Origin of the sequence: Nocardioides piscis, from assembly GCF_011300215.1 — a bacterium.
Taxonomy (GTDB): domain Bacteria; phylum Actinomycetota; class Actinomycetes; order Propionibacteriales; family Nocardioidaceae; genus Nocardioides; species Nocardioides piscis.
Genome location: NZ_CP049866.1, coordinates 3,210,630 through 3,221,532, shown reverse-complemented (window position 1 = coordinate 3,221,532; position 10,903 = coordinate 3,210,630). Strand labels below are relative to the sequence as shown.

Sequence of the window (10,903 nt, the reverse complement as noted above, 5' to 3'; positions counted from 1 at the left end):
CTTGGTAGGCTATCAGCCATGTCGATCTCCCTGGACCTCCCCGGCCGCGTGGTCCTCGTCACTGGTGGCTCCCAAGGCGTCGGCGCCGGGATCGCGGCTCGCTTCGTCGCAGCCGGTGCCGACGTCGTCACCTGCGCCCGGTCCGCCGTCGCTGCGCCGGCCCCGGGCACGACCCACCGGCAGTGCGACGTGCGCGACGCCGACGCGGTCGCGGCCCTGGTCGAGTCGATCGTGCGCAGCCACGGGCGACTGGACGTGCTGGTGAACAACGCCGGCGGAGCGCCGTACGCCCTGGCGGCCGAGGCCTCGCCGCGCCTCCACGACAAGATCCTCGGGCTCAACCTCACCGCGCCGCTGCTGATGGCCCAGGCCGCCAACGCGGTCATGCAGGAGCAGGAGACCGGCGGGGCGATCGTCAACGTCTCCTCGATCAGCGCCCTGCGTCCCTCGCCCGGCACGGCGGCGTACGGCGCCGCCAAGGCCGGTCTCGACTCGCTGACCCGCTCCCTGGCAGTCGAGTGGGCGCCCCGGGTGCGGCTCAACTCGATCAACGTGGGGCTCTGTCGCACCCCGCAGAGCGCCGATCACTACGGCGGCGACGACACGGTCGCCGCGATCGAGGCCACCATCCCGCTCGGCCGGATGGCCGACCCCGAGGAGGTCGGCAACGTCGCCGTCTTCCTCGCCAGCGACCTCGCCTCCTATGTCTCCGGCGCGAGCGTCGAGTGCCACGGAGGCGGCGAACCCCCGATCTTCACCCACGTCCTCACGTCCCTCGGCGGTTGAGGAGGGCGCTCTGCGCCCGTCACGAAACCCCGACGAAAGGAAACCCCATGACCCTGCTCACCGATCGCATCGCCATCGTCACCGGAGCCGGCCGCGGCATCGGGCGCGCCCACGCCCTCGAGCTGGCACGCCAGGGAGCCAAGGTCGTCGTCAACGACTTCGGCGTCTCGCTCGCCGGCGAGGGCACGAGTGAGACCCCGGCCGAGTCGGTCGTCGCGGAGATCGAGGCGATGGGCGGCCAGGCCGTGGTCAACACGGCCGACGTGGCCGACTTCGACCAGGCGCAGGCGATGGTGCAGCAGGCCATCGACACCTTCGGCGGGCTCGACATCCTCGTCAACAACGCCGGCTTCGTCCGCGACCGGATGCTGGTCAACGCCTCCGAGGACGAGTGGGACGCCGTCATCCGGGTCCACCTCAAGGGCCACTTCGCCCCGCTGCGCCACGCTGCGACCTACTGGCGTGCGGAGTCGAAGGCCGACCGCCAGCGCGTCGGGCGCGTCGTCAACACCTCGTCGGGGGCAGGCCTGCAGGGATCGATCGGCCAGAGCGCCTATTCGGCCGCCAAGGCCGGCATCGCGGGCCTCACCCTCGTCGCCGCCGCCGAGCTCGGCCGGGTCGGGGTGTGCGTCAACGCGATCGCTCCGGTGGCGAAGACCCGGATGACCGAGGGCGTGTTCGACGCCAAGCTCCCCGAGCCCGAGGACAACTCGCCTGTCGTCGCGTGGCTGGCCTCGGCCGACTGTGACCTGACCGGCCGGGTGATCGAGATCGAGGGCGGCCGGCTCACGCTGGAGGACGGTTGGCGCCACGGTGCCTCGCGCGACCTCGGCCGACGGTGGGAGGCCGGCGAGGTGGGGGACGCGATGCGCGAGCTGGTCGCCGAGGGGCTCGCGCCCGAGCCGGTCTACGGCACGTGATCACGGGTTGCCTAGGCTCGGGCGCGTGAACCGCTTCCGAGCCCGCAACACGTCAGAGGCAACCCTTCGCTCATCTCCCGACAAGGTGTGGGCGGTGCTCACCGACCCGACGCTGCTGCCCAAGCTGACGCCATACCTCAAACGCATCGACGTCGACGGGGACCGGTGGACCTGGCAGCTGGCCCACATCCCGGTGATGAGTGCGACGATCGCACCCACCTTCACCGAGGTGATGACCTTCGACGAGCCCACGCGCATCGGCTTCGCCCACGACCCGTCGAAGCCCGACGAGCGCACAGGCGTCGAGGGCAGCTATGTCCTGCGGCCGGAGGGGTCGGGCACGCACGTCGCGATCGACCTCGAGATCTGGTGCGACCTCCCGTTGCCGCGGATCTCACGCCTGGCCGTGCAGACGGTGATGCACGGAGTCGTGGCCGGGATGGGCAAGCGGTTCGCCCACAACATGCTGCGCCACCTGGGGGAGTGACATGCGGATCCTCGTCCTCGGCGCCACCGGCTACGTCGGCTCGCGGCTGGTCCCTGCCCTGCTCGACGAGGGCCACGACGTCGTCGCGGCCTCGTCCTCGCCGCCGGATCCCGAGCGGTTCGCCTGGGGTGCCGGCGTCGAGTGGCGCCAGTGCGACGTCACGGACGCCACCGAGGTCGCTGACGCGCTCGTCGGCGTCGACGGCGTGTGTTATCTCGTGCACTCGATGGCCGGGCGGGAGTTCGCCGGCCGCGACCTGTTGGGTGCCCAGGTCGTACGCCGAGCAGTCGACCAGGCCGGCGTCACGCGCCTGGTCTATCTCAGCGGCCTCGTGCCTGACGTGCCGCGCGACGACCTGTCGGCCCACCTCGCCTCCAGGCTCGAGGTCGAGGAGGAGCTCCTCCTCGCCGACGCATCGACGGTGGCGCTCCGGGCCGGGGTGATCATCGGCGCCGGCTCGACGTCCTTCGAGGTCATCCGACAGCTCGGGTCGTTGCTCGTCATCCAGCCCATCCCCGGCTGGATGCGTTCACGTGTCCAGCCGATCGCCGTCACCGACGCGGTGCGTGCGCTGGTGGAGGCCTTCGGGGACTCGTCCGACCTGACGGGGGCCGTGGACATCGGTGGCCCGGACGTCCTGCCCTATCCCAAGCTGCTCGCCAGCCACGACCGGGCCGCTCGGCTGCTGCGCGTCCGGGTGCCGGCCCTGGTCGCGCCCCCGCTCCTGGTCGCGATCGGCACCGCCGGCCTGGTCCGCGCGCCGTTCTGGACCGTCACAGCGCTGGTCGACTCGCTGCGCCACGACATGGTCTGCCGGCCCGAGGCCACCTGGGTGCCGGCCTCCGGGCCTGCGCTCATGACGGTGCGCGAGGCGATGACCCGGGCGGTGACCGGGGTCGGTCTCGAGGGCCCGCTGGCCAGCGATCCTGAGTGGACCCGCCAGCGGGCCCCTCTCCTCGACGCCCTGCGGGCGCCGCGGACGCTCCGGACCGGAGTCGGCCTGCTCCGGCACCGGCTCCGCGTCCTGCGCGACCTTGGTGGTTGAGGGCTACTCCGCGGGTGGGGCCTGCCCCGCGGGTGGGGGCTGCTCTGCGCCGATCCGCTTGAGCAGGTGGCTCAGGTCGGGGTCGCCGCCCCGGAACGCGCGATAGCTGTCCATCGCCTCGACCGAGCCACCGGGTGCGAGCAGGGTGCGACGGAAGTGTTCGCCCGCGTCGCGGCTCAGGCCGCCCTGCTCGGTGAACCAGGCGACCGTGTCGGCGTCCATGATCTCCGACCAGAGGTAGGAGTAGTAGGCCGCCGAATAGCCGCCACCGAAGATGTGGTGGAAGTAGGTCGAGCGGTAGCGCGGCGGGATCGGGGCATGGGCGACGCCCGCACGTTCCAGGGCGGCGCGCTCGAACGCCTCGACGCCCTCGACGTCGGCCGGCAGGTCGGCTGCGGCGGTCTGGTGCCAGGCCTGGTCGAGGATGCAGGCGGCCAGCAGCTCGGCATACCCGAACGTGTCCTTGCCGGCCATGTCGCGCAGCTGCTCGACCCACTCGGGGGGCATCGGCTCGCCTGTCTCGTGGTGCACGGCATAGTCGGCGAGCAGGCTCGGCTCGAACGCCCAGATCTCGTTGACCTGGCTGGGGAACTCGACGAAGTCGCGGGGGACGGCCGTGCCGCTGCAGCTGGGGAAGCGGACGTCGGAGAGCAGGCCGTGCAGGTCGTGGCCGAACTCGTGGAAGAGGGTGATGACGTTGTCCCACGACAGCAGGCTCGGGCTGCCGGGTGCCGGCGGGGGGAAGTTGCAGGTGTTGGTGACGACGGGGGAGTCGTCGAGCAGGTGGCTCTGGTCGACGATGCTGGTCATCCAGGCGCCGCCCTGCTTCGTCGGGCGGGTGTAGGGGTCGATCACCACGGCGCCGAGCACGTCGCCGTTCTCCTCGCGGACCTCATAGACCCGCGCGTCCGGGGTGTAGCCCACGAGGTCGTCGCGGCGGTGGAAGGTGATGCCATAGAGCGCTGTCGCGGCCGCGAAGACACCGTGGGTCAGGACGTTCTCGAGCTCGAGGTAGGGGCGCAGCGCGCCCTGGTCGAGCACCTCCTCCTGGGCGCGCAGCAGGCGTTCGACATACGCCCAGTCCCAGGGCTCGAGCCGCGCGCCCGGCTCGATGGACTCCAGGTGGGCCTGCAGCTGCTGACCGCGCGCCCGGGCGATCTCGAAGGCGGCCGGGCCGAGCCGGCCGAGGATCTCGTTGACGGCCTCGGTGCTGCCCGCGCAGCCGTCCTGGGCGGCATAGGCGGCGTGGTGGGGGAAGCCGAGCAGGCGGGCGCGCTCGTCGCGGAGCCGGGTCATCGCCAGCAGCACGCCGCGGGTGTCGTGCTCGCCCGGCTTGGCCCCTCGCTCGGTGCTGGCCCGGAAGACCCGTTCGCGCACTGCACGGTTGGTGAGGTCGGCGAGGGCAGGCTGGTCGGTGGTGTTGGTGATGGTGATGAGCCAGCCGTCCTGGCCGGCCTGCTTGGCGGCCTCCCGGGCTGCTGACCTGTCGTCCGCACTCAGCCCGTCGAGCTCGGCCTCGTCGGTGATCAGGACACCGGCGGCGTTGCGGCCCGCGACCAGGAGCTGGTCATACTTCGTGGCCAGCGTCGCCAGCTCGGTGTTGAGCTCGCGCAGCCGCTCCTGGTCGTTCTCGGGCAGCGCGATGCCGCCGCGTTCGAAGTCCTTGATCTGCTCGGTCAGGAGGTGGGCCTCCTGGTCGTCGAGGGAGACCTGGCCCTCGTCGGCGCGCCTGCGGAGCTCGGTCAGGCGACGGTAGAGGTCGGGGTTGAGCAGGATCGCGTCCTCGTGCTGGGCCAGTCGCGGGGCGAACTCCTCCTCGATGGCGTCGCGCTCGTCGTTGGTGTCGGCCGACTTGGCGACCCAGAACGCGTTCATCGCCCGCGTCAGCAGTGAGCCGGATCGCTCCCAGGCCTCCAGCACGTTGGCCACCGTGGCGGGATCGGTGTTGCTCGCGATCACCGCCAGCTCCGCCAGGTGCTCGGCCATGCCCCGGTCGATCGCCTCGCGGAAGTCGTCGTCCCTCAGGTTGGCGTAGTCAGGCAGGCCGAACGGGAGCGTCGAGGGGCTCAGGAGCGAGTTGGTCATGTGGCCATCAAAGCAAAGGGGCCGGTATGTATGGGCGTGGGTGCCGGCAGCCCGTCGACGACTCCGAGTTCGGTTCGAATCTCGCAGCTGTGTGCACCCGTCTTCTGCTTCTGGTCGCTGGACTGACGGCGTGCCCACGCAGGTGCAGGGCGTCGGGTCCTTACGGTTCTTCCCGTGGACATCGCACTCGTGGCCTGGCTCGTCGTTGTTGTCTTTGTTGCGCTGCTGGTGGGAGGCAGGGGACAGATTGCCAAGGGCTCGAATGCGCAGGTGGCGAACGGGGCGGTGTTGCTGGTGCTCGCCACCGTTGTCGGTCTGCTGGCCGTTGGCGTGCTGCTCTCGCTGGACGGCTGGTGAGCTCCCGCCTCCGATGAGAGGAGTCCTCTTCATGGGCACGCTCATCGGGGGATCCGTCAGACGCCTGCCCTGTTGTGAAGAAGGTCTTTCTCGGGTCTGGCCTAGGTCCGTCGGTGGAAGGCGACCTTTCCGCCGGGGAGGTGGGTGGTGTCGTAGTGGGGGTCGTGGATGAGTCGGTGGTGGCGGTGGCAGAGCAGTCGGCCGGTGGTGGTGTTGGTGGGGCCGCCTTCTGACCAGGGGTGGTCGTGGTGGGCGTGGCAGGCGGCGGGGGGCAGGTCGCAGCCCTCGGCGGTGCACCCGTTGTCGCGCAGTGCCATCGCCAGACGTTGGGCCTTGGTGTGGAAGCGGCGGGTGCGGCCGAGGTCGAGGACCTCGCAGGGTCCGCCGAGGACGGCGGGGATGATCCCGGCCTCGCAGGCGAGCCGGCGGGCGTGTCCGGGGCTGATGCGGGTGCCGGTGTCGAGGGACGCGGCCGCGAGGCCGCCGAGGAGGGTGTCGAGGCCCATGGTGACCACGACGGTGGCGGTGGTGCCCCCGGCGGCGGGCAGGAGGTCGCAGGGGTAGCCCTCGATCCACTCGACCAGCGCCCACCCGAGGCGGGCGTACAGCGGCCGCGGGTCCTCCGGTGCCGGGGTCGCGACCGGCGCGCTGTCGGGGTCGGTGACGGCCTGGTGCCTGGGGTTGGTGATGGCGAGGAGCTGCTTGCGCATCGCCTCAGCTGCGGCGGTGGGGATGGTGAACCGGCCGGTGGTGGTGCCGTCGTGGTTGTCGCGCAGGGTGAGGGTGACCTTGCGGGCTGCGGCTGCTTCCTCATCGGCCAGTGCTTTGGCTTCGGCTGCTTCCCCGACGGCTGGGGCGACGATGTCGAGGATCCGGCGGCCGAGGATCTTCAGCGCGACTGCGTCGTGGTCCTTGGCCGCGATCAGGAGGTGCTCGATCGCGCGGGCCTTCAGCACCGCCGGTGGCTCGGCGTTGGCGGGAAGGTCGGCGGGGTTGGTCGGGATCGAGTCGACCGCGGCCACGATCACGCCCGCCTGGTCGAGGTGGACCTCCCCGCCGGCGAGCGCAGCCTGCACCGGCGCATGCAACGAATCGGTGAGCCGGCGTGCGAGGCGGGTCAGGCGGTGCGCCTCAGGCCGGGTCAGCCGCGACCGGCGCGCCCACCACTGGGCGGTGTGCCTGGCACCGATTGCGTCACCGAGGCGACGGTGGTCGGCCTCACCCAGCGCCGCGGCCACCACCCCGCTCGCCCGGTCCACCAACGTCGTCGCGATGTCGACCAGTCGGACCACGTCCTCGTCCGACAGGCTCGTGGGCGAGACCGCCACCAACTCGTCCAGGGCGTGGGTGACGCGACTGATGGCCTCGGCCAGCACCGGCGACGGCGACGCCGGGACACCAGGCGCACGCCACTCAGCTGCCTCACTCACTGCCACCACCCCCGATCAACCCGCTGGGAACCAGACCACCGGACCAGGACGGAAGCGGTGGGTTCCCCGGGGCATTGTCGGGCGACGCCAGTGCGACACGCGTGACCGTCAAGGCGTCCGGGGCACATCCGGTTCTCTGCGTGTCTCCTAGCCCCTCTCCGGGACCGGGTGCCAACTACTGGCTTGATCGTACACATGTTCGAATAAGGCCGCAAGAGAAATATCGGCCTGTGCGCAACTGACGTCGCCTTTCTCCGCGCCTCTAGGCGCCAGCGACGAGCGGATCAACGACCGCTCCTAGGTTGAGACCGACAACGCCCCCCGACGCCAGCTGCCAGCCTCACTCCGCGAGCAGGCGCTCCAGCCTCGCGATGTTTTCCTCGCTCACGACTGCATCGATGAGGTAGGCGGCGGGTGCACAGGAAGCCGGCCGCGTTCCATGTCGTTGCGCAGGTCGACGACCGTCGTGAGCCCGGCTGCCCGCGCATCCGCCCAGCCACGTTCAGTCATCCACTCCCGAGCCGCGGACCGGAAGACGCGACAGCTCGCCGTGCGGCCGCCGGTGAGAAGTGGGAGCCCCCGAGGTCGGCGAGGTTGCGAGCACCGTCCCAGCTCAGCGTCATCCGGCGACCCTGACGAGCCGGCTCGCACTCACCACGTCAGGCGCTCGTGCAGGCCGAAGTCGTCGAGGACGGCATGGACGAGGTCGAGGAGCGCGGCGTCGCTGTTGTCCGCACCGGGTCGGAAGGCGACCGAGTTGACCGTCGCCCGCCCGCCCGACGTGGTCACCCCCAGGAAGCCCTGACCGCCCATCCTGGCCAGCTCCGCCGTCGGACGGCCCGGCTCGTTGAACTGGCAGTAGGCGTACTGGCAAGGAGCACCGTCGATCTGCATGACCCGGTCGGAGACCCGCCCGAGGTTGGAGCAGCCAACTGTCTGCACGTCGGCGCCGAGAGCAAACTTCTCCAGCCGCCGCAGCAGCCACACGGGCACGAGTGGGACGAGCGGCAGCGCCGCGAGCAAGGGGAGCGGGCTGTCGGCCTGTGCGGTCAGGACGGCCTTGAGGGCGGCTCGAGCTGGTCGCAGGTCGACCGGACCGACGTCCGGGTCGAGGTTGACCACGACGTATGACAATGCGTTGCCGCGCAGGTCGTCGTCGCCCTTGCGGATGCTGACCGGGACGGTGACGTTGACGCTCGCGTCCTGCTGCGTGCGCCCCAACCGCTGGCCCAGCCGAGCGGCCACGGCCGTGGCCAGCACGTTCGGAGTGCCGCCGAGGCGTTCGGCGCACGCGGCCCACGCGGTCTCAGGGACGAACGTGACCGCGCGTGCCGCACCATCGAGGCAAGGACTCGCAGTCGGCGGACGCTGAGGAGGCGTGTAGAGCCTCCCCTGAGGAGCCGGTGGTCGCGGGGCGACCGTCGACAGCCGACGTCCCGACCGAACTCTGCGCAGGGTCAGCACCACCGCCCGTACCTTCTCCGGAACCGAGGTGATCACCTCGAGCAGCTCTCCCCACCGGCTTCGCCGGACGGCTCCGCGACGGGGATAGACGCCCGGGTCGCGCTCTCCCAGCGCTTCCGCGAGCGCTGCCATCATCGCCCCGTTGTCGGTCACCGTGTGCGAGACCACCAGCGCGACCGCGCTCCCTCCGCAGTCGAGCGACAGCACGCCGAACCGCCAGGGCGGACCGACCTCCGGGTCGATCGGACGACGCGAGACCTCGAGCGACCACTGCTGGATCTGCGAGCGCGGCCGGGTCGACCGCTCCACCTCGATCCGAGCGTGCTCGTCGGGGCGGACCCAGCGATGCCGCCCACCCCAGGTCGGCGAGGGCTGGACCAGCCGCGCCAGGCGTCCGCGGTGCAACCGCTCGGACAACCGCTGCAGCGCCGCCACGTCAACCGGCCGGTCGTAGACCCAGGTGTAGTGCAGCACCGGGTGGTGGCCCATGGCTCGGAACGCTGTGTAGGAGGCGTGATCCATGTAGTCCAGTCGGGTGTCCACCGCCGAAGGTTAGTGTAACTCGCAGTTACACGACAGGGGCGAAGACCGCAGCTTCACCGAGCTCGGCCGTGGCTCCCCGGGACCCGTCGCCTGGTACTGCTGCCGCGTCGTGCGCACCCACGCGACTAGGCTGCGCCGGTGAGCGGCACGTTGGTAGCCAAGGACCTGGCTGGTGGCCATGGCCACCGCACCCTGTTCGAGTCCCTCGACCTGACGGTGGCCCCCGGGGACGTGGTCGGTGTCGTCGGCGCCAACGGCGCTGGCAAGTCCACCCTGCTGCGGCTGCTCGCCGGCCAGGACGCGCCGCTCGCCGGGACCGTCAGCACCGCGCCGGCCGATGCCTTCGTCGGCTGGCTGCCCCAGGAGCACGAGCGGGTGCCGGGGGAGACGCTGGGGGACTACCTCGCTCGCCGTACAGGCGCCGCGGACGCCACCGCCGCGATGGAGGCCGGAGCGAGCGCGCTCGAGGCGGACGCTCCCGGCGCCAGCGACGACTACGGCGTGGCGCTCGACCACTGGTTGGCGAGCGGTGCCCCGGACCTCGAGGACCGGGCGCCCGCCACGTTGGCCGAGCTCGGGCTGGACGTGGGCATGGAGGCCCTGATGACGTCGCTCTCGGGCGGTCAGGCCGCGCGGGCCGCGCTCGCCGCGTTGCTGCTCAGCCGCTTCGACGTCGTCCTGCTCGATGAGCCCACCAACGACCTCGACCTGCCCGGGCTCGAGCGGCTCGAGGCCTTCGTCCGCGGTCTGCGGGCCGGCGTCGTGCTGGTCTCGCACGACCGGGAGTTCTTGGCCCGATGCGTGACCCGCATCGTCGAGCTCGACCTGGCGCAGCAGCAGGTGAGCGTCTATGACGGCGGCTACGACGCCTTCCTCGAGGAGCGCGCGGTCGCCCGGCGCCACGCGCGGGAGGCGTATGACGAGTTCGCAGCCAAGAAGAGCGACCTGGAGGGACGGGCGCGCACCCAGCGTGAGTGGAGCTCGCAGGGGGTCCGCAACGCGATGAAGAAGGCGCCGGACAACGACAAGATCCGGCGCAAGGCCCAGGTCGAGTCGTCGGAGAAGCAGGCGCAGAAGGTGCGTCAGATGGAGTCGCGGATCGCCCGGCTGGACGAGGTCGAGGAGCCGCGAAAGGAATGGGTGCTGCAGTTCGACATCGCGGCCGCTCCGCGGTCGTCGAGCGTGGTGGCCACCCTGGACGAGGCCGTCGCGCGGCGGGGCGACTTCGTGCTCGGGCCTGTCTCGCTGCAGGTGAGCGCCGGCGATCGGATCGCGATCACCGGCCCCAACGGGGCGGGCAAGACGACGCTGCTCCAGCTCCTGCTCGGCCACGCCACGCCGGACGAGGGACGAGCGTCCCTGGGGGCCAGCGTCGCGATCGGTGAGATCGACCAGGCCCGGACCTCCTTGGCCGAGGAGCTGCCGCTCGGGGACGCGTTCGAGGCCGCCATACCGTCCATGACTGCGGCCGAGGTGCGCACGCTGCTGGCGAAGTTCGGGCTCAAGGCGGACCAGGTCACCAGCCTCGTCGGACGCCTCTCACCCGGCGAGCGCACCCGGGCGGCGATGGCGCTGCTCCAGGCTCGCGGGGTCAACCTGCTGGTCCTCGACGAACCCACCAACCACCTCGACCTGCCCGCGATCGAGCAGCTCGAGCAGGCGTTGGAGACCTATGACGGCACGTTGCTGCTCGTCTCCCACGACCGCCGGCTGCTGGCGAACGTCCGGCTCGACCAGCGGTGGGACGTCGCCGCAGGTCGGGTGACGGTGCGCTGAGGGCCGGGCG

Annotated in this window: 10 protein-coding genes; 6 read left to right on the top strand and 4 right to left on the bottom strand. The window is 71.3% G+C overall.

What is annotated here, in order from left to right; translation table 11 throughout:
- Positions 1–18 precede the first annotated feature (18 nt).
- The 4 genes from G7071_RS15810 to G7071_RS15795 are packed head-to-tail and all read left to right on the top strand — an operon-like array spanning position 19 to position 3,238.
- Entirely contained in the window at positions 19–786 is a 768-nt protein-coding gene (locus G7071_RS15810) for an SDR family oxidoreductase (protein WP_166320351.1), read from the top strand.
- A gap of 47 nt (positions 787–833) precedes the next feature.
- A complete protein-coding gene (locus G7071_RS15805; RefSeq protein ID WP_166320349.1) occupies positions 834–1,706 on the top strand; it encodes an SDR family oxidoreductase in 873 nt (290 codons plus the stop codon).
- Between the two features lie 25 nt (positions 1,707–1,731).
- On the top strand, positions 1,732–2,193 hold the full coding sequence (locus G7071_RS15800; RefSeq protein WP_166320347.1) for an SRPBCC family protein: 462 nt from the start codon (positions 1,732–1,734) through the stop codon (positions 2,191–2,193).
- 1 nt (position 2,194) lies between these two features.
- Positions 2,195–3,238: an NAD(P)H-binding protein gene (locus tag G7071_RS15795; RefSeq protein WP_166320345.1), complete on the top strand. Its 1,044-nt coding sequence runs from the start codon at positions 2,195–2,197 to the stop codon at positions 3,236–3,238.
- 3 nt (positions 3,239–3,241) lie between these two features.
- On the opposite strand, the gene G7071_RS15790 is transcribed toward G7071_RS15795, so the two are convergent.
- Positions 3,242–5,323 carry a M3 family metallopeptidase gene (locus G7071_RS15790; RefSeq protein WP_166320343.1) on the bottom strand — a complete coding sequence of 694 codons (2,082 nt, stop codon included), beginning with the start codon at positions 5,321–5,323 and terminating at the stop codon, positions 3,242–3,244.
- Between the two features lie 174 nt (positions 5,324–5,497).
- Between G7071_RS15790 and G7071_RS15785 the strand changes: the two genes are divergently transcribed.
- Entirely contained in the window at positions 5,498–5,680 is a 183-nt protein-coding gene (locus tag G7071_RS15785; RefSeq protein WP_166320341.1) for a hypothetical protein, read from the top strand.
- A gap of 101 nt (positions 5,681–5,781) precedes the next feature.
- Here the strand turns inward: G7071_RS15785 and G7071_RS15780 are convergent, their stop codons facing one another.
- The 3 genes from G7071_RS15780 to G7071_RS15770 form a co-directional block, all read right to left on the bottom strand.
- Entirely contained in the window at positions 5,782–7,110 is a 1,329-nt protein-coding gene (locus G7071_RS15780; RefSeq protein ID WP_246210063.1) for an HNH endonuclease signature motif containing protein, read from the bottom strand.
- Between the two features lie 384 nt (positions 7,111–7,494).
- A complete protein-coding gene (locus G7071_RS20070) occupies positions 7,495–7,761 on the bottom strand; it encodes a tyrosine-protein phosphatase (protein ID WP_166320339.1) in 267 nt (88 codons plus the stop codon).
- Positions 7,762–9,117 (bottom strand): non-ribosomal peptide synthetase family protein, encoded by a 1,356-nt coding sequence (locus G7071_RS15770; RefSeq protein ID WP_166320337.1) that lies wholly within the window; start codon positions 9,115–9,117, stop codon positions 7,762–7,764.
- A 138-nt stretch (positions 9,118–9,255) separates the two neighbouring features.
- Between G7071_RS15770 and G7071_RS15765 the strand changes: the two genes are divergently transcribed.
- The gene (locus tag G7071_RS15765) at positions 9,256–10,893 is read left to right on the top strand and encodes an ABC-F family ATP-binding cassette domain-containing protein (RefSeq protein ID WP_166320335.1); all 1,638 of its coding nucleotides are present in this window, start codon (positions 9,256–9,258) and stop codon (positions 10,891–10,893) included.
- Positions 10,894–10,903: the final 10 nt, after the last annotated feature.